Source organism: Ruminococcus sp. RTP21204st1_B2_RTP21204_210225, assembly GCF_040914135.1.
GTDB lineage: Bacteria > Bacillota > Clostridia > Oscillospirales > Ruminococcaceae > Hominimerdicola > Hominimerdicola aceti.
In genome coordinates this window covers 116,913-136,654 of the sequence record NZ_JBCPGA010000006.1, presented here as the reverse complement: position 1 = coordinate 136,654, position 19,742 = coordinate 116,913, and the positions used below count along the sequence as shown (strand labels likewise).

Genomic DNA, 19,742 nt, shown 5'->3' with positions numbered 1-19,742 from the left:
CGTCCTGACCTATCAGCGGACATTTTGGCTTTTTGGACATCACGACATCTCCTTTCCGTAATATTTTCTCAGCAGACCTATGATAAAAAGCTGACCCTTTCCCGTCACAAACGTCTGCCGATAAGTCTTTTTCATACCCTCCACCTCGAACACCGACTCTTTTACAACAAAATATCTGCGGTCAATATATCTCTGATACGGCAGATTGTTTGACATAAGCACTCCCATTTCTTTCAGCCAGCGAAACAGTCTTGTTCTGCCGATATTGAAATTTTTATCAGCCGCAAGCTTTGCCATAGCATTCATATCTATGAGATCCTCGCTGTCGGCAACGTGCAGAGCAAAATCCACAAGAGGCTTATCATTTCTGATCCGTTCATTCAATTTGCTGATAAACGTCATTTGCAGACGGAAAAGATTTTTGTACGGTTCGTCGAGGAAGGGCAGGTAGTTTTCAATAAACATTTCTTCGTTTGAAACATAGCCGCCTGTTCTTCGGATAGTCGGTAGGACATCATCAAATATCCAGCTTTCAAATTTCTCAGCATAGGGAAGTCTGGAGTGAGATATAAGTCTGTAAAGATTACATTCAGAAATAAACTTAGCACCTTGCTTTCTGCCCATTGAATCTATGAGGTGGTGAATCACCACCCCATCTTTTTTGCAATGAGTTTTTATCGCATTGTTCGTATCGCTATACCCCAATGCGAGAGCCACGTCTTTTCCACAAAACATCACCCTTCCGTTTTCCTCGATAGTTCTCACCGAGCCAAACTCCTCATTCACAAATGTTTTTACCATATTATCCATTTGCATTCTCCTTTTCGATATCTAAAATATACTTTGCCAGAGCCTCGATAACATTAGTTGTCACCGCATTTCCTGCCTGCTTGTAAAGCTGTGCGTCGGACATTCCCACAGCCTTGACCTTGTTGAACTGCTCATCGGTAAAGCCCTGCAGTCTCCAGCACTCCAAAGGCATAAGCTTTCTGATATACCCGCAGTACACAACGCCGTGTCTGTCCGTTACAGTTATCGTAAACATAGGCTCGTTGGGAAGTTTAAATCTTCGTCCCTCCTGTCTTACTTCTGCCTTTGCAGGGGTAAGCACAGCTATTGGCTCGGTAACGAGTATCACTCCCGACTTTTCACCCTTATGATGACCTATCCCGCTGTCCTGCCTTGCGGTTATACATCTTGCAAGCTCTGTGACCTTCGAGTCGGGATTCATATCTATCCCAAATGCGTAATACCCCTGATTACAGCTTGTTGTAAGGGTATGAGCTATCTCCTTGCCAACTCTCCCACGCCTTGAATTCATATTTGGATATGCAAGGTCGATGCTATCTCCGGGCAGAGCTATCTGATAGCCTGACTTAGTTTTTGATTTTATCGGCAGACCGATTATCTCGTAAAGACCTGTTTTCCCTCCAAAACCGCCAGCCTGACTTGTAAGGGTTATGCTCAGTCCGTCGGCTGAATATACTCTGTTTCCCTCTCTGCCTGAAATCCTTTTGACAAGAGTTTTTGGATTTGCGTCTGTGAAAGACAATACTTTTCCGGAACACTTTTCTCTATGAAATCCGATAATATACACTCTTTTTCGGGATTGGGGTACACCAAAATCTGCGCTGTTAAGCACTTCCCATACGACATCGTACCCCAATTCATCCAACGTACTAAGGATGGTCGCAAACGTCCTGCCCCCGTTATGTGATAGGAGTCCGGGAACATTTTCAAGGAGCAGATACTTAGGTTTTTTAATGGCGGCAATCCTGGCGATCTCAAAGAAGAGAGTCCCTCGGGTATCGCTGAATCCTTTTCGTTTTCCAGCGATTGAAAAGCTTTGGCAAGGGAATCCTCCGCATATAAGGTCGAGATCGGGCAGTTCGTTTGGGTCAATTTTTCTTGCGTCATCGTAATACACCTCGCCTTCCGTATCGTACATTGTTTCGTATGCTTTTTTAGCATATCGGTCAATCTCGCAGTACCCGACGCACTCAAAGCCTCCTGCTTTTTCAAGTCCCGAACGGAATCCGCCGATGCCTGCAAAGATATCGAAATACTTTATCATTTATCACGTTCCTTTCTGCAATAAAAAACGGCCAAGCTTTCTTAACTTGACCGTTACATTGACATATTCATTTCTTCTTCCTCAGTTTGTTCCGATTCTTCTCTGATAACGTGAAAATCGTCCACGCCTGGTATAACTCCGAGCGTTCTTCCGTTATCAAAAACGCAATGCACAGTGCCGATATCATCGACGTGATCGACCTTGCCAAGAGTACCGGACTCAACAGGGAATGGATCATCGTTCATTTGGTCAAGACAGATACGAGTTCCTTCGGGATACCGTTCTTTCAGCCGTTCAACTTTCTTTTGATCGTAATACATTACACATCCCTCCTTTTTCTACAAATGAAAAAAGGCTGTTTTATCATCGTCACTTAAATTCGTGACAATAGACAAAACAGCCTTTAAAACTTTGTGAATTTTTTTCATAACAAAACGGCAGGCTCAGAGCAAAATCTGCTCAAAGTCTGCCGCTTTGTTTGACGATGTTTAATTGTTGAGGGTTCAGATCCTTTTTTTACGAAAAAGCATCCACGGTTTTACACCTGAAATTTTTACCCTCAAAACGCAAAAAAAGCTCGTAAATACGAGCTTTTCGAGGTGTGCATCTATTTTATTGCACAAGTATGGTGGGAGAAGGTGGATTCGAACCACCGAAGCTAGAAGCAACAGATTTACAGTCTGCCCCCTTTGGCCACTCGGGAATTCTCCCATATGAATGAAAACAAAATAATGGAGCTGGTGGACGGACTCGAACCCCCGACCTGCTGATTACAAATCAGCTGCTCTACCAACTGAGCTACACCAGCTTGTTTTGCTTGATCTGTCAAACTGACGATATCTATTATATCATATCTCCAAGCACTTGTCAAGCACTTTTTATTTTGTTTTCATTTTTTTAATAAAGTGGTCGAGGCGACAGGACTTGAACCTGCGGCATCTTGGTCCCAAACCAAGCACTCTACCAAACTGAGTTACGCCTCGTAGTTGACGTTGCACACGGTGGGGAAAAGTCTCCAGCCACGGAAAAGTTCCAAGCTTTGTGTGCCTTGAGCTTCATAGATGTTTCTGTGAAGCATTTGTCTGCGTCATCAGACAGCTTAATTATTATACTCCCCAACGCCCGTTTTGTCAATAGGTTTTTTGCCACTTTGTATACTTGCACAATTAAGTCTTTCTTGAGAGCGACACAAATGTTATTTCTCAACAAATCATACCGTGATATCATACGAAAACATCAAAAATAATGTCCATAAAAGAGCCTTTTTTAAAAGAATGGTATAATTTGATGATATTTTGGTGAAACCTGTTGATTTTTAAAATGGTTTGTGTTATCATTATATTTAACAGATAATATTCGGGAGGAAAGTAAAAATGAAAACAAAGGAATGTCCTTTTTGCCATAAGGAAATATCCGAAGAAGCAATACTCTGTAAGTATTGCCATAACCTGCTTATAGACGAAAGCACGCCTGTTACGGAAGACAGCAAGCAGGAGGAACAGAATTTCACCTCTGCTGACGATGCTGACAGAACAAGAGTGTTCACAAAGCAGGAGGCACAGGAGTATGAAGAGAAAACAAGAGCTTTTACCGTGCCTAAACAGCCGGAAGAGCCTACAGAGTTTTTCTCCACACCAATAGCTGATAGCCATGATAATAATGACGGCTCTGAGAATTATCAGGATAATTATGATAATGGCGGTTATCCTGACGATGAAAACGATTATTCCGATGATGATACAGAGGATAACGATGACGCTTCCAGAAAGAAGCTCTTTGCAATTACTGCCACTATCACAGTTGGTATACTTGTGGTGGTCATTCTTGCTATAGTTGCAGGCTATAAGATCTTCGGCTTTGGCGGAACAAATAATAAGACCACTACTACTACAAAGCCAAAAACAACTGTTGCCGCTGATGACGACAGTAAGGGAGGCGTGTTCGTCGATACCGAGAGCAGTGCAGCTTCTACCGACACAAATACCACTACCTCACAGCCGGCTGACGAAAGCTCAACACCAGCCACTGAAACCTCTGCACCTGATACAGAAACAACTACAACTACCACAACAACTGCCTCAGATACAGAAACTACAACAACTACCACAACTACAGCAGATTCAAAGCCTGACGAAACTACAACAACTGCATCAGCCGAGAGCGGAGATTCTGCAAAGGCTGTCGCCGCTATCACAGCTCAGATAGACGGCAAGGTGTCTTCATATGAATACAGAACTGAGGACGCAGGCTTCATGTACTATTACGTCTTTACAGAAGACGGTCATGGCTACAGCGCCGCATATAATAAGGCAGACGGCTCAGTTGTACTTGTACAGAGCTACTGATTTTAAATAGAATATCACCAATTTTACAAAGTGCGTTTTCCTTGTGAGAACGCACTTTTTTTGTTTATACAAACGGGTTTTACATTGTGCATAGCAGTGTAAAGCCCGTTTTTGTGTGTAAATTCCTTTGCAAACATCTTACAATGACTTTACTTTACTTCGGTTACTGATTTTACAATGCTGATGTATCATAAGTATATCACCTGAATAGAAATAACATGAAGACCTGCACACAGGGTGCAGAGAGAAAAGGTGCAAATCAAAAAGCCCAAAGGGCAAGTATAAGAAAGAGGTTTTATATCATGAAAACAAGAACATCAAAACTGGCAGCGATCTTTACATCAGTTGCACTTGCAGCCACAATGCTCGCAAGCTGCGGAGGAAGCTCAGATAAGATCACAGTTATCTCCCGTGAGGACGGCTCAGGAACAAGAGGCGCATTCATCGAGCTGACAGGTATCGAGGAAAAAGACTCTAACGGCAACAAGACCGATAACACAAAGAAAGACGCCCTTATCTGTAAGTCAACAGACGTTGTGCTTACTCAGGTGTCAGGAGATAAGAACGCTATCGGCTACATTTCATTCGGCTCACTGAACGATACAGTAAAGGCTCTTAAAGTAGAGGGTGTTGAGCCTTCTACGGCAACTATCGAAAGCGGTGATTATAAAATAGTAAGACCTTTCAATATCGCTGTTAAAGACGGACTGTCAGACGCCGCTCAGGACTTTGAGAACTATATCCTCAGCTCCGAGGGTCAGGATATCATCGAAAAGGCAGGCTACATAAAGATCGACAAGAGCGCAGCAGCTTACGCTTCAAACAACGCTTCCGGTAAGGTAGTAGTCAGCGGTTCATCATCAGTAACACCGGTTATGGAAAAGCTCGCCGAGTCTTATCAGAAGGCAAACACAAACGTAACAGTAGACGTTCAGCAGTCAGACTCCTCAACAGGTATCAAGGATGCTATCAACGGCACATCTGATATCGGTATGGCTTCAAGAGATATCTCAGACGACGAGCTTTCACAGGGTATCAAGTCTGTAACTATCGCTCAGGACGCTATCGCAGTTATCGTAAATAAGGATAACGCAGTTGAAGATATCACAATGGACGAGATAAAGGCTATCTATACAGGCTCAAAGACAACATGGTCTGACGAAAGCAAATAAGCTATCAAGTTAATTCTCCATAAAGATTTGCACAAGACAAAACTTTGGGCGGCACAGCAAATTGTCGCCCCCTTTGTCTGAGCAAAAAAACAAGTGAAAAATTTTCAGAGGTGATAATTACGTTGACGGAAAACACAGCGGTGGCAGCGAATACAGCCGCTCAGAAGCCAACAGCAAAACAAAGTTCCCACCTGCTTGAGAAAGCGATGAAAGCATTGTTTTTCCTTTGCGCCTGCGTTTCAGTTGCGGCAGTAATAGTAATATGTATCTTCATGTTCGCTAAAGGCTGTCCTGCAATCGCCGAAATAGGCGTGGGAAACTTCCTCTTCGGAACAGACTGGAGTCCTAGAAACGTCCCTGCTTCATATGGTATCTTCCCTATGATAGTCGGCTCTCTCTACTGCACCGCAGGAGCAATAATAATTGGTGTGCCGATTGGACTTTTAACAGCGATATTTATGGCAAAGTTCTGTCCTAAAAAGCTTTTCAAGTGGCTCATGCCTCCAATAAATCTTCTTGCAGGCATACCGTCCATTGTATACGGCTTTTTCGGCATGGTAGTTGTAGTTCCTATCATAAGAAACCTTTTCGGTGGAACAGGAAACAGCGTGCTTACAGTTTCCATTATCCTCGGTATCATGATACTTCCTACTATCGTGGGCATGAGCGTGAGCGCACTTAAAGCCGTTCCTGACAGTTACTATGAGGGCGCAGTCGCCCTTGGCGCAACACACGAAAGAGCAGTGGCAACAGTCGTTTTCCCTGCCGCAAAGTCAGGCATACTCGCAAGCGTTATCCTCGCAGTGGGCAGAGCAATAGGCGAAACAATGGCAGTCATCATGATAGCAGGAAACTCCACTATCATTCCACACTCCCTCCTGGACAGCGTCCGTACCCTCACAGGCAATATCGTAATCGAAATGAGCTACGCCGAGGGACTTCACTATGACGCTCTTATCGGAACAGGCGTTGTGCTGTTCGTGTTCATTCTTCTTCTGAACCTTTGCTTTAACCTTGTCACAAACAGAAAGGATAAAGGGTGATAAAAATGTCAGACAGAATGAAAACCTATAAAACACACCCCATGTCATTGGTGTTTAATATCCTAACCAAAATAGCAGTTGTGCTTACCATAAGCGTGTTCGTTCTTATCGTGGGCTATGTGGTGATAAAGGGCGTTCCTTATCTGAAACCGTCCCTCTTCGCAAAGACCTATACCACCGAGAACGTGTCAATGCTCCCCGCTATCGTGAACACCTTTGAAATGCTTCTGGTGTCCTTGGCAATAGCCGCACCTCTGGGCATATTCTGTGCAATATATCTCGTTGAGTATGCAAAGAAAGGCAATAAATTCGTCAGAGTCATAAGACTTACTACTGAAACTCTTTCAGGTATCCCGTCCATAGTGTACGGACTTTTCGGAAATATGTTCTTTGTGCTTGCCCTTAACTGGAAGCTCTCAATGCTCTCAGGCGCTTGCACATTGGCGATAATGGTGCTTCCGCTTATAATCCGTTCTACCGAGGAAGCGCTGAAATCTGTAGACGACAGCTTCCGTGAGGGCAGCTACGGACTTGGCGCAGGAAAGCTCAGAACTATCTTCGTTATCGTTCTGCCTCCTGCAATAAGCGGTATCCTCTCAGGCATTATCCTTGCAATGGGAAGAATTTTCGGCGAAACAGCCGCCCTTATCTATACCGCAGGAACTATCGCCAAGTATGCAGGCCTTACAGACTCAGGACGTACCCTTTCTATCCATATGTATTCACTTTCAAACGAGGGACTTTATATGAACGAAGCAAGCGCTACAGCAGTTGTCCTGCTGGCAGTAGTCCTGCTTCTTAACGGACTTGCGTCCCTTGTTGCCAGAAAGCTTTCCAAAGGAGGAAACTAATAAATGACACAGCCAAAACTGCAGGTGAAAAACTGCGATCTCTTTTATGGAGATTTTCAGGCTCTCAAAAATATAAACTTGTCCATAGCCGAAAAGGAGATAACCGCATTTATAGGCCCTTCAGGCTGCGGAAAATCTACTCTTCTTAAATCCCTCAACCGTATGAACGACCTTGTAGAGGGCTGTAAGATAACAGGCGATTTTACCCTTGACGGGGAGAATATCTATAAAGATATGGAAATAACCGAGCTTAGAAAGCGTGTGGGAATGGTTTTCCAGAAACCAAACCTCTTCCCGATGTCCATATATGATAATATCGCATACGGCCCAAGAACTCACGGCATAAAGAAAAAAGCCGACCTTGACGAGATAGTCGAAACAACTCTCCGTCAGGCTTCCGTGTGGGACGAAACAAAGGACAGACTTAAAAAGTCAGCCCTGGGTATGTCAGGCGGACAGCAGCAGCGTATCTGTATCGCAAGAGCACTCGCCGTAAAGCCGGAGGTGCTTCTTATGGACGAGCCTACATCAGCCCTTGACCCTATCTCCACTATCAAAATAGAGGAGCTTGCTACAGAGCTTAAAAAGAATTACACTATCGTTATCGTCACCCATAATATGCAGCAGGCGACCCGTATATCCGATAAAACAGCCTTTTTCCTCCATGGCGAGATAGTCGAGTTCGACGAAACTCAGCGTATCTTCTCCAATCCTAAGGAACAGAAAACTCTCGAGTATATCACTGGACGTTTCGGATAAACGCTTTGGAAATATAGGTGAAAGGAAGAAATATCTATGCGTGCGAATTTTGACAATAAGCTCAGCGAGCTTAACAAAAAGCTGCTTTCTATGGCAGCAATGACAGAGCAGATAATCGCAATGTCAATAAAATCTCTTGAAGAGCAGGATACAAAGCTTGCCCGTGAAACGGTGGAGTTTGACGCCAAGATAAACGAGGCGGAGCGTGAGGTAGAGAGGATCTGTCTTAACCTGCTCTTGCAGCAACAGCCTGTTTTTGCCGAGGATCTCAGACGTGTGTCCGCTGCACTTAAAATGATAACCGATATCGAGCGTGTTGGCGATCAGTCAGCAGATATTGCAGATCTGAATATCCAGCTTATAAAGAAAAAGCAGAAATGGGATCTTAGCGATATCAGTGAAATGGCAAGAGCCGCCACACAAATGGTGAACGACGCTATCGACGCCTATGTGAACGACGACGAGAACCTCGCCCGAAAGGTCATAAGCTCTGACGATAAAATAGACGAGCTTTTTGTAAAGACCAAGGATAAGATAATCGACGAGATAGCAGCCGATAAAGCAAACAGCGAAAAAGCTATAGATACCCTCATGGTGGCAAAATACTTCGAGCGTATCGGTGACCATGCGGTAAATATCGCAGAATGGGTGGTATTCTCCGTAACAGGCGTCCATAAAACAGAAAGAATCATGTAAAATATCATTATAAAAGGCGGAAATACCGCCTTTTTGCTCTTCTTGTACGATTTTACTCAGATTTTACTCAGCCTGATTTGTTATTTTACAATTATGTTGTATAATGTTCATTGTAAACATTGTAACAATAGTGTAAAATTATTATCAGGGAGTGTCAGTATGACGATTTTTAATGTTCTGACCCTTATAGGCGGTCTTGCAATGTTCCTTTACGGAATGAATGTAATGGGTAACGGGCTGGAAAAACTCGCAGGAGGAAAGCTTGAAAAAATATTTGAAAGGCTCACCTCAAACCCTATCAAGGCAATGTTGCTTGGACTTTCTGTAACAGCGGTCATTCAGTCCTCCTCAGCCACCACAGTAATGCTGGTGGGCTTTGTAAACGCAGGCATCATGAAGCTCCATTCCGCCATAGGCGTTATAATGGGCGCCAATATCGGTACTACTGTAACAGCGTGGATATTGTCTTTGTCAGGACTTAACGGTGACAGCTTTCTTATAAAAATGCTCAAGCCGTCCTCGTTCTCGCCTATCCTTGCGATAATAGGCGTTGCAATGCTGACGTTCTCCAAAAACGATAAGAAAAAGGATATCGCATCTATACTCGTAGGCTTTGCAGTGCTCATGTTCGGAATGGACTCAATGAGCGGTGCAGTCGCACCTCTTAAAGACGTTCCTGAGTTCGCAGAAGTGCTTCTCTGGTTCAAAAACCCTATTCTGGGCGTTCTTGCAGGCGCACTTCTTACCGCTATCATTCAGTCCTCATCTGCTTCCGTTGGTATCCTTCAGGCTCTCTCAGCCACAGGTGCAATAACCTTCGGTTCAGCGCTTCCTATAATTTTAGGACAGAATATAGGTACTTGCGTAACAGCACTGCTTTCATCAATAGGCACAAGCAAGAACGCAAAGCGTGTTGCAGTCGTACATCTCTATTTCAATATGATAGGAACAGTGCTTTTCCTGACATTATTCTATCTGCTCAATGCCTTTATCGGCTTCTCGTTCGTTGACGGAGTTGTGGGCGCAAAGGAGATAGCTATTGTGCATACTATATTCAACCTGTCAACATCTATCGTGCTTCTGCCATTTATCAAAGTCCTTGAAAAGCTTGCCTACCTCACTGTCAAAGACAAAGAGGGGGAGGGAAATAAGGACAATATCGAAGAGCAGTTCAAGCTTCTTGACGAAAGATTTCTCCAGTCACCGTCTTTTGCAGTTGAAAAGTGCAGAGAGCTTACAAACCGCATGGGCGAGATAGCAAAAGAAAGCATAGACATGGCAATGAGCATCTGCGTCGATAAGTACGATAAGGAAAAGGCAGAGCAGATAGCCGCAAATGAAGCAGCCGTCGACCTCTATGAGGATAGACTCGGCACATATCTTGTAAAGCTTTCGAGCCGAGATCTTTCTGCAAAGGATTCTCAGTCAGTTTCAACTATACTTCATGTTATAGGCGACTTTGAGCGTATCTCCGACCACGCCATGAATATGGTGTCCGTTGCCGAGGAAAAACAGCAGAAGGATTTGAATTTCACATCACAGGCAACAGCCGAAGTAAAAGTCATGTGCAGTGCCGTAAGAGATGTTTTGGATATCGCCATGGAAGCCTTTGAAAAGCACGATCTGGAGCTTGCCACAAGAGTTGAACCGCTTGAGGAAGTGGTGGATAAGATAAGAACAAAGCTTAAAAACCGCCATGTAAAAAGGCTTCAGACAGGCGAGTGTACCATAGAAATGGGCTTTGTGTTCTCCGATCTGCTCACAAATTTGGAAAGAGTTTCAGACCATTGCTCAAATATAGCGGTCTGTCTTATACAGGAAAACGACGAAAGCTTTGACGTCCACGAGTATGTTCAGATGCTTAAAAATTCAGGCGAGGGCTTTGACGGACAGGTCAAACGCTACAGCGAGAAATACGCTCTGCCTGCTAAAGAGTTTTAACGAAAAGGGGTAAGATCTATGGCACTTATATATTGTGTAGAAGACGATGACGGAATAAGAGAGCTTATATCCTGCGCACTTAAATCAGGCGGATATGAGGTGAAAGCATTTCCAAAAGCAAAACCGTTTTATGAAGAGATAAGAAACAAAGAGCCTTCGCTGGTGCTTCTTGACATAATGCTTCCTGACGAGGACGGATATTCCATACTTTCAAAGCTCAAAAAAGACAGCCACACTCAGGACGTTCCTGTTATAATGCTTACCGCAAAATCAAGCGAGCTTGATAAGGTGTCAGGTCTTGAAATGGGCGCAGACGACTATATAACAAAGCCGTTCGGCGTAATGGAACTGCTTTCAAGAATAAAAGCCGTTTTAAGACGTGCAGGCAAGCAGAATGCCGAAGCCGATGTCATAGAAGAACAGGGCGTATCCCTTGACGCATCAAGACGTATCTGTACATATAACGGTCAGGAGGTCGTTTTGACCTATAAGGAATTTGAGCTTTTGATGTATCTTATGCGCCATAAGTCCATAGCCGTGAGCCGTGATAAGCTTATGGAAATGGTCTGGGGCTATGAGTTTGCAGGGGAAACAAGAACTGTTGATATGCACATCAAGACCCTCAGACAAAAGCTTGAAGCCGCAGGCTGTACGGATCTTATCAAAACAGTCCGTGGCATAGGCTACAAAATATAAAAATTTTCAGATAAGGAGGAACAGCATATGCAGAAAAAACTCTATAAAGTCATGACGATACTTGTTTCATGTACAGTGCTGTTTTTCCTTTTAGTAGCAGGCTCTCTTGGTTATTCTACCTATCAGCGTTTCACTAAAAATGAGCTTAAATCCGCTGCAAAGCTCGTTGCCGCAGGAAACAATAAACCCTCAGAAATGGCTGATATTTTGGAAAGATCAGTAGAATATGATGTCCGTGTCACCTTTATCGACGCACAGGGCAATGTAAAATATGACTCTGAAGCAGATCCCGCCAAAATGGAAAACCACTCCGACCGTGAAGAGTTCAAAGAGGCTATGGCAAATGACGAGGGCGAATTCACAAGATTTTCCAAAACCCTTGGATATACTACATATTATTATGCCATAAAATATGACGGCGGTGTGCTGAGATTTTCTACAGATAAGGAAAACCTTGCAGGGGTGTTCCTTGCAGTGATACCAATGCTGGTGGTGTTCGCAGGAGGAATAATCTTTATCACCACCATAATCTCCATAAAGCTTTCAGAAAGCATGATAAAGCCGATAAATTCCCTTGTAAAACAGCTTGACCTGAGGAACGAGAATATCGGTCAGTTTGAAACGCCTTATGAAGAACTTGAACCTATCATAAAAAATGCGGACGTTCTTATGGGACGAATACATAAGAACATGAATAAAATAAAGGCAGAGAGAGAAAAAATATCACTTATCACTGAAAATATGGTTGAGGGCATGATACTTCTTGACGAGGACATGACAGTGCTTTCGGTAAATAAGAGTGCCTTGAAAATTCTCGGCAACAGCTTTGATCCTACGGAGCATACCAAGATAGACCATATGACAAACGATCAGCAGATCATAGGTCTGCTTGAAGAAGCCAAGGAAAGCGGTGCAGCAAAAGGTATCATCACAGAAAAAAGCCGTTTTTACCGTACCTTTGCAAATAAGGTCTACAGCGAAAATACCCTTGATTTTGGTATCATAATCTTCTTTGTTGACGTAACAGAGGAGATACAAAGCGAGCAGATACGCCGTGACTTCTCAGCCAACGTATCTCACGAGCTTAAAACTCCGCTTACCACCATAAAAGGCTTTGGCGAGCTTCTTGAAAACGGCATTTTCACCAAGGAAGAGGACGTGAAGAAATACGGCGGTATGATATATCGTGAAAGCGAAAGACTTTTGTATCTTATAAACGATATTATAAGGCTTTCCCAGATAGAGGAGCAGGAACACGTTTTAAACGATAAGATAGACCTGCTGAAAACCGCCCATGACGTAGAGGAGATACTCCGTCACAAGGCAGATAATAGAGAGGTCACAATGACCATTGAGGGCGAACCTGTTCAGATATACGGCAATCAGAGCTACATCACAGAACTGTTTTTAAATCTCATGGACAACGCCATAAAGTACAATCATGAGGGCGGAAGCCTGAAAGTAACGGTCGGCATAGAGGACGGCAAAGCCGTGGCAGTGTTCAGCGACACAGGCATAGGTATATCCGACGAACATCAAAGCCGAATCTTTGAACGTTTTTACCGAGTTGATAAAAGCCGTTCCAAGAAGATAGGCGGCACAGGCTTAGGGCTTTCTATAGTAAAGCATATAGTCGCATATCACAGCGGTGAGATATCCCTTGAAAGCGAGCTTGAAAAGGGAACTACCATAACAGTGAAGCTGCCTTTCAACGAGCCTGAAACACAGCAGGCTGAGGAAACAGCGGTAACAGAATAATAACCACGCCGTTCTGACGAGAAGTCGGAACGGCGTTTTTGTGCAGGTACATGGTATACAAATGTGTGATAAAGCATGGTCAAAAAATCATCGCCGCAGGCGATACCATAATTCCTCACTCCTCACTCCTCATTTACCTCCCCCCTGTTGCATTTTTTCACTAAGTGTGCTATAATGACCTCAACAGACTTTATCTTATGGAGGTAACAAAATGTCAGAAGAAAACAAAAACGTTCAGGAAACCAAGGACGATAAAAAGGAAGGCAACGTCCTTGCAGGCTTCGTTCTCTACACAGACGCTAACATGGATTGGCTCAGATTTAAAAAGTTTCTGAAAGACGATTGGAATATCGTTCCGCAGGACGATGTAAAAGACAACGCTATGGTATTCAAGGTTGGCGATATGGTGGTCGCTTGCTCACTTATGCCTAACCCAGTTCCTAACAAGGAAGCTGAAAATGCGGCAAAGTATAACATTCTCTGGAAAGAGGGCGCAAACGAGGTCGCTAAGCATCAGGCTCATGTTATGCTCGCTGTAATGAATAAAACAAGCGCTGTTGAACAGGCTATCCTCTTTGCAAAGGTGGCAAGCTCTCTGCTCAAGCTCGATAACGCTATCGGTATCTATAAAGACCCGACAGTTTATGAGAAGAATTTCTATGTGAACTTCGCCGAAACTATCAAAGACGGCGAGTATCCGATGCCTATTCTTATCTACACAGGTATGTATCTTGCTAAAACAGGTCTTTGTGCTTTCACATCAGGCATGAGATTTTTCGGATATGAGGAAATGGAAATAGTTGACTCTCCAAAACAGCCTAACGACCTGCTTGGATTTTTGCTTTCTATCTCCGAGTATGTGCTTTCTGAGGGCGTTGAGCTTAAAGACGGCGAAACTATCGGCTTCTCTGAGGAGCAAAAGCTCCCTATCACTCTGTCAGACGGCGTGAGCGTTCCGGGCAAGACCCTGAAAATAAAGTATTAAACAGCGTAACTGCGTGACTTTCTGTAGGGGCGGACATTGTTTGCCCGTTATCGGTCACTTGCACATGATTTTTAGATATTTCTAAGCCGTACAATTTGTGCGGCTTTTTTTGTGCATAACCGAAAAACTTTCCGCAGACCTCTGTTTTAATTGACTTTTAGTTTGTTCAGTGATATACTTAAATGTGTATCGCCTTTTGTCGGAATAAGCCGACAATGGCTGTTTTATCAATTTTTGTTAGGAGTTTTGTTGTGGTATTTGCAGATCTATTTTTCTTGTATTTTTTCCTGCCTGTGTGCCTGATATGCTATTTTATCACACGCAGTACAGCCATAAGAAATGCAGTGCTGGTGGTGTTTTCACTTATCTTTTACGCATGGGGCGAGCCTGTCTGGGTTAGTATCCTCATAGTTTCCTCCCTTGTGGACTACATAAATGGTCGGGTGATAGAAAAACACCCCGAAGGCTGGCAGGCAAAAGCAGCGCTTGCATGGTCGCTTGTCTTTAACCTTGGAGTGCTGTTCGGTTTCAAGTATACGGCGTTCTTTGTGGAAAATCTCAACAATTGGTTCGGTCTAGGCATACCGGTGCCTAATATCGTTTTGCCTATCGGTATCTCTTTCTATACGTTCCAGACTATTTCCTATACCGTCGATTGCTATTGGGGCAAGGTCAAGCCGCAGAAAAACTTCGGCAGATTTCTTTTGTATGTATCCATGTTCCCACAGCTTGTTGCAGGACCTATCGTAAGATACTCCGTTATCGGCGAGGAGATAAACGAAAGAAAGACCACCGCCAAGGATATCTCCGACGGCTTTTCAAGAATAATCCTCGGACTTGGCAAAAAGGTCATTATCGCAAATAATCTCAGCACTATTGTAACAGCCCTTTTCGGCTCTGCTTCAAACGGCTATGAAAATATAAAGACCCTCTCTGTGGCAGGCACATGGCTCGGCGCAATTCTTGTGGGTCTGTGGTATTATTTTGACTTCTCAGGCTATTCAGATATCGCTATCGGTCTTGGCAGGATATTCGGCTTCCACTTTGATGAGAACTTTAAATACCCTTTTATCTGCAAAACTATCTCAGAGTTCTGGCAGAGGTGGCATATCTCCCTTAGCTCATTTTTCAGAGATTATGTGCTTTATCTCCCTATCTTCGGCAAAAGAAGAAAATACGGAGGACTTTTCCTTGTATGGTTCTGCACAGGACTTTGGCACGGCGCAAGCTGGAACTTTGTTTTCTGGGGACTTTACTATGGAATGTTCATATTCTTTGAAATGCTCATAGGCAAAAAGCGCATGAAGAAAATGCCTGTACCCCTTGCACATATCTATACAAAGCTTGTTATTTTCATAGGTTTCGGAATATTCTATTTTGAGAACCTCGGCTCGCTGGGTACGTTCTTCAAGGCACTTGTTGGCGCAAATGGAAACAAGCTGACCGACACAGTTACACAGCACCTTTTCATGAACAATATCTGGCTTTTTGCAGCGGCAGTACTTTTCACAATGCCTGTTATACCAAAGATCAAAGAAAAGGCGCTCTCTGCAAAGGGTACAGCCTATTTTATGCAGTCAGCAGGTATCCTATGCAATGCGGCAATACTTGTTCTCTCAAGCGTTCTGCTTGTGAACACAACAAACAATCCGTTCTTGTATTTCAGATTTTAGGCAGGTGAAAGAGTATGGCAAATAATAAAGATTTTGAAAAGGACTTCAAACTGCCTGATACAAAGGCTCTTTCAGAAGCCTATACAGAGTATCTTGACAGCGTTACTTTCGGTGGAAAGCCTATAGGCGAGGAAAAGAAAAAGCCTGAAGCTGTCAGCATGGCAAAAGTTGACGAAACGGAGAAAAGCTCCACTGTCCATGACGAGATAGTGGAAAAAATAGTCAGAAAAAACAAGGCTCTCAGCCACAGCATTTGGACGGACGAGCCTGTTTTGAAGCCAAAGAAAAGCGTATGGCTAAATACTGATGATGATAATGAAGAAGCATTGAAAAAAGTTGAGAAAAAAGCTGAAAAAGTTGAAAATTCTCAGTCTGTACAAAAAGCTCAGGAGAAAAATGCTGAGGAAAAGGCTTCTGATAATGAGGTCATTATCCCATTTTCCAAAGAGAAAAATCACATAAACGGCACTAAAAAAGAGATCTCTGTGGCAGTTTCAGCAGACGGAACTGTGAAAAAGCTGCCGAATAAGAAGAATTTCGTGCTGAAGATCCCTGACAGCTATTATAGGGAATATGACGCAGCGGCACAGGATAAAGGCCCTGTTATCGCAGGAAAAAGGGTCGAGATAATCGACAAGAGAAGCCCTGAGAAAAAGCCTGAGAATGCTCAGAAGCCCAGCAGGGTAGAGGCGACAATAAATGTCAGAGTGCCTGTTAAGAAAGAGCAGGAGCCTGTCAGGAAAGCTGAAAAAAAGGCTGAGCCTAAATCTGAGCCGAAACCTGATCCTGTGGAAAAAGAAGAAAGCGACGCTAAGGCAGAGGAAGCTTACAGAAAAGGCATCGAAAAGGCAAAAAAACGTCGTGAGGAACGTGAAAAGGCTAAGAAAAACAATATTCACGAGCTGGAGTTTAATGTTATAAATTCTGTTGTTTGCCTGCTTATTGTTTTCGGCGTGTTTGCGGCACTGCTTGTGATGAAGCGTGAAAGCGGTTTTATACAGTCAGAAAACAGAAACCTTGCGACTTTTCCGAAATTTTCGCTGTCATCATATTTTGACGGTGACTTCACAAGCGGAATAACCGAATATTTTACCGACACTGTTCCAAACAGAGAAAAGCTTAAATCTTTCTGCTCTGATTTCACGAATATGCTTGGAATAAAGCTCAACGATACTGTTATAACTGGCGATTTCAAAACGGTGGAAAAAGAAGAGCTGGATCAGGATAAGATCGCAAAAACAACAACTGTAACGGCTTTTACAGGTTCGAGGACCACCACCACTGCGGATACAAAGACCACCGACACAAGCACAACTACGAAAAAATTAACGGAAAGCGAAAAGGTAGTTGACGTGCCTGACAATCTTGACGACGGTCAGTGGGAGGGTGACGTTATAGTATCCGGCAAGGGCGAAAACGTCCGTGCAATGGGTGCATACTATGGCACGTTCGAGAACGGCGACAAGTATGCGAACACCATAAACAAATGGAAGGCTGACCTTGGGGACAGCGTGAACGTATACAATATGTCTATACCGACTTCGGCGGCTTATTATATGCCGAACAATCTCAAGGACGCTGTTTCAGATCAGAAAGACAATATCGACAACATTGCCGCAGGTCTTAACGGAATAATCAACACTGATGTTTATGACGCTCTGGCTGAGCATACAAAGGAATATATCTACTCAAGAACGGATCATCACTGGCAGCCTTTGGGAGCATATTATGCGGCGCAGGTTTTTGCCGATCAGTCGGGAATAGATTTTCCAGACCTTGATACCTACGATAAATGGGAGATAGACGGCTTTGTGGGAACGATGTATGCTTATAGCAATTACAACAGTGAGTTGAAAAAATATCCTGACAAGTTCATTTACTATAAGCCTGACAATAATGATGATCTGACGGTAAAGTATTATGATACGGAGTTTAAAAACCCTGTGGAGTCTACGCTGTTTTTTGACTATGCAGAGGGCGTGAACTGCTATTCTGCGATACTCAACGTGGATCAGGAGATAGCTGAGATAGACACGGGCGTGGACAATGGCAGAGTGCTTGTGGTGTTCAAAGACAGCTTTGGAAATGCTCTGATACCATTTTTCACCCATGGCTTCTCAAAAATCTATGTTTGTGATTTCAGATATTTTGATATAAACGCTATTGATTTTTGTAAAGAAGTGAGCTGCACAGACCTGCTGTTTGCAATATCGTTGACGAGCTGTTCAACGCCTAATAAGGTGGATTGTTTGAATAATATTAGGATACAGTAGGAGCTAAGTGAGGAATTAGGAATGAGGAATGAGGAATGAGCAAAGCTGCCCCCAAGCACCGAGCGAAGCGAGAGATAAAGCGCACGCTCAAGCCCGGCGCTAGAGGGCTTGTGGGGTCTAGGGGCAAAGCCCCTAGCGGAGTATGAGGCAGAGCCTCATTCGGCGCAAGCCGACAAGGTGCAGATTTAATGAAAAATAGCATATAGAAGTCAAATATCAGATAAAAGTGATATCGGAGAATTAAATCTGCACCGCTTTTCTATCCCATAGCAAAACGTAGATACGCAAAGAGCGGAGCGATTTTGCGGCAAGATAAACTATCCCGAATAACTGTAGGGGCGAACAGCGTTCGCCCGTGTTCAGAATTTGTTATAATTTCAGAATTGTAGGGGAACGGCGCAATTTCTGCTTTGCAGAAATCCGACGTCCCGACCCCCTCGCACGTCTTTGTACATCTGCATGACTTTATGGTAAATTCAAACCTCGTCACTTCGAGCGGGCTGTCGCATTTCTGTGAGCTTGCGAACAGAAATTTCGCCAAGCCCCTACAAGCGTGATAGGATAGTTTTTTGTTCTGTCCTACAATGGTTGTAATCGTGGACTTGTTTCTTCGACGGGCGAACGCTGTTCGCCCCTACAGATTTGTTGCCATAGGTTTCGTGTTTTAGCTGTATTTATATTCAATTTTCAAGTTGCGTTCGGGGTGTGACATTGGGGATTATGCCCTTGGTTGCGTATACACAAAATACCGCAATGCACACTCACGCTTTGACACAAGTACTCTACAGCCTGTTCCAGAATCTCTCATCGTATTCACTAAGTCGCAGGGCTTGTACGTGCCCGCAAGTATCAAAACGCTTTCTACTTATCCTGAAAATCACCACTTTTGTTGCATAAAAAATGCAACAATTGCAGAAATATTGCCAAATTAAAAGATAAATCATTTGTTTGCACAAGTTTGTGGGGTGAATTTTGTGCAGGGTGATGATAAAATGTGAGCTATCAGAAAATAAAAAATAGATGCTTTTGGCATAGGGGGTATGCTTATGAAGAAATTTTTGGCTATAGCGGCTCATGTTATCAGTGGTCTGGGAAATGACCTTTTGGGCTGGGTGATAATCATTAGCTTTGAGCTGACAGGCAGTGAGGGGAAGTTTCAGTACGGTGTTTTTCATTGGATAATTTTTGCTTGTGGTTTGATACATATTGCGGTGAGCGTGCTGTACAGTTTGTTGGTTTGGAAAAAGGGTACGGCGAATGGTCATGCTCTGTCGGGAAAAATTCTTGCAGTTTATGATATTGTTATGACGCTGGTACCTTATGTGTACTGGTTTGTGGTTTGTGTGCTGTAGGTTTGGGTAAGGTGAAGCTAACGGACGAGGTTTGCCGTATGGCTTTGGATAATATGAGATAGGCTGGAGGTTGAGCGTTATGAAAAAATTCAGGACGGTGGCGGCTGTTGTTATCATGTTTTGT

At 43.6% G+C, this 19,742-nt stretch carries 16 protein-coding genes and 3 tRNA genes; 13 read left to right on the top strand and 6 right to left on the bottom strand.

Annotated features, from left to right (window positions below):
* Nucleotides 1–39: 39 nt before the first annotated feature.
* The 6 genes from AB5123_RS04240 to AB5123_RS04215 form a co-directional block, all read right to left on the bottom strand.
* Complete coding sequence (locus AB5123_RS04240) at nucleotides 40–810, bottom strand: phage antirepressor KilAC domain-containing protein (RefSeq protein WP_181987075.1); 771 nt, start codon at nucleotides 808–810, stop codon at nucleotides 40–42.
* Entirely contained in the window at nucleotides 803–2,074 is a 1,272-nt protein-coding gene (dcm, locus tag AB5123_RS04235) for a DNA (cytosine-5-)-methyltransferase (protein ID WP_368364547.1), read from the bottom strand. The genes AB5123_RS04240 and dcm overlap by 8 nt, the downstream gene beginning before the upstream one ends.
* Before the next feature lie 53 nt (nucleotides 2,075–2,127).
* Complete coding sequence (locus tag AB5123_RS04230) at nucleotides 2,128–2,394, bottom strand: DUF4314 domain-containing protein (RefSeq protein ID WP_368364546.1); 267 nt, start codon at nucleotides 2,392–2,394, stop codon at nucleotides 2,128–2,130.
* A gap of 306 nt (nucleotides 2,395–2,700) precedes the next feature.
* Nucleotides 2,701–2,785, bottom strand: a tRNA-Tyr gene (locus AB5123_RS04225).
* A 21-nt stretch (nucleotides 2,786–2,806) separates the two neighbouring features.
* A tRNA-Thr gene (locus AB5123_RS04220) sits at nucleotides 2,807–2,882 on the bottom strand.
* A gap of 98 nt (nucleotides 2,883–2,980) precedes the next feature.
* Nucleotides 2,981–3,057, bottom strand: a tRNA-Pro gene (locus AB5123_RS04215).
* Between the two features lie 390 nt (nucleotides 3,058–3,447).
* Between AB5123_RS04215 and AB5123_RS04210 the strand changes: the two genes are divergently transcribed.
* The 13 genes from AB5123_RS04210 to AB5123_RS04150 all read left to right on the top strand — a co-directional run bounded on the left by AB5123_RS04210 (nucleotide 3,448) and on the right by AB5123_RS04150 (nucleotide 19,618).
* Nucleotides 3,448–4,419, top strand: a complete 972-nt coding sequence (locus AB5123_RS04210; protein ID WP_287209911.1) for a hypothetical protein — start codon at nucleotides 3,448–3,450, stop codon at nucleotides 4,417–4,419.
* Nucleotides 4,420–4,721: 302 nt separating this feature from the next.
* On the top strand, nucleotides 4,722–5,591 hold the full coding sequence (locus AB5123_RS04205) for a substrate-binding domain-containing protein (protein WP_046441753.1): 870 nt from the start codon (nucleotides 4,722–4,724) through the stop codon (nucleotides 5,589–5,591).
* A 206-nt stretch (nucleotides 5,592–5,797) separates the two neighbouring features.
* Nucleotides 5,798–6,634, top strand: coding sequence for a phosphate ABC transporter permease subunit PstC (pstC, locus tag AB5123_RS04200; RefSeq protein WP_302836653.1), 837 nt, complete (start codon nucleotides 5,798–5,800; stop codon nucleotides 6,632–6,634).
* A gap of 5 nt (nucleotides 6,635–6,639) precedes the next feature.
* Nucleotides 6,640–7,485 carry a phosphate ABC transporter permease PstA gene (pstA, locus tag AB5123_RS04195; protein ID WP_333632546.1) on the top strand — a complete coding sequence of 282 codons (846 nt, stop codon included), beginning with the start codon at nucleotides 6,640–6,642 and terminating at the stop codon, nucleotides 7,483–7,485.
* Nucleotides 7,486–7,488: 3 nt separating this feature from the next.
* Nucleotides 7,489–8,244 (top strand): phosphate ABC transporter ATP-binding protein PstB, encoded by a 756-nt coding sequence (gene pstB, locus AB5123_RS04190; protein WP_022287586.1) that lies wholly within the window; start codon nucleotides 7,489–7,491, stop codon nucleotides 8,242–8,244.
* A gap of 36 nt (nucleotides 8,245–8,280) precedes the next feature.
* Nucleotides 8,281–8,940, top strand: a complete 660-nt coding sequence (phoU, locus tag AB5123_RS04185; protein WP_117924141.1) for a phosphate signaling complex protein PhoU — start codon at nucleotides 8,281–8,283, stop codon at nucleotides 8,938–8,940.
* Nucleotides 8,941–9,099: 159 nt separating this feature from the next.
* On the top strand, nucleotides 9,100–10,881 hold the full coding sequence (locus AB5123_RS04180; protein ID WP_256321940.1) for a Na/Pi cotransporter family protein: 1,782 nt from the start codon (nucleotides 9,100–9,102) through the stop codon (nucleotides 10,879–10,881).
* Between the two features lie 18 nt (nucleotides 10,882–10,899).
* Entirely contained in the window at nucleotides 10,900–11,577 is a 678-nt protein-coding gene (locus AB5123_RS04175; protein ID WP_022287583.1) for a response regulator transcription factor, read from the top strand.
* A gap of 27 nt (nucleotides 11,578–11,604) precedes the next feature.
* Nucleotides 11,605–13,335 carry an ATP-binding protein gene (locus AB5123_RS04170; protein ID WP_038670506.1) on the top strand — a complete coding sequence of 577 codons (1,731 nt, stop codon included), beginning with the start codon at nucleotides 11,605–11,607 and terminating at the stop codon, nucleotides 13,333–13,335.
* 211 nt (nucleotides 13,336–13,546) lie between these two features.
* Nucleotides 13,547–14,320: a DUF4261 domain-containing protein gene (locus tag AB5123_RS04165; RefSeq protein ID WP_022287580.1), complete on the top strand. Its 774-nt coding sequence runs from the start codon at nucleotides 13,547–13,549 to the stop codon at nucleotides 14,318–14,320.
* A 251-nt stretch (nucleotides 14,321–14,571) separates the two neighbouring features.
* Nucleotides 14,572–15,993, top strand: coding sequence for an MBOAT family protein (locus AB5123_RS04160; protein ID WP_117863096.1), 1,422 nt, complete (start codon nucleotides 14,572–14,574; stop codon nucleotides 15,991–15,993).
* Between the two features lie 14 nt (nucleotides 15,994–16,007).
* Nucleotides 16,008–18,266, top strand: coding sequence for a DHHW family protein (locus AB5123_RS04155; RefSeq protein ID WP_368364545.1), 2,259 nt, complete (start codon nucleotides 16,008–16,010; stop codon nucleotides 18,264–18,266).
* 1,046 nt (nucleotides 18,267–19,312) lie between these two features.
* Nucleotides 19,313–19,618, top strand: coding sequence for a hypothetical protein (locus AB5123_RS04150; RefSeq protein ID WP_022288700.1), 306 nt, complete (start codon nucleotides 19,313–19,315; stop codon nucleotides 19,616–19,618).
* The last annotated feature ends 124 nt before the right edge of the window (nucleotides 19,619–19,742 follow it).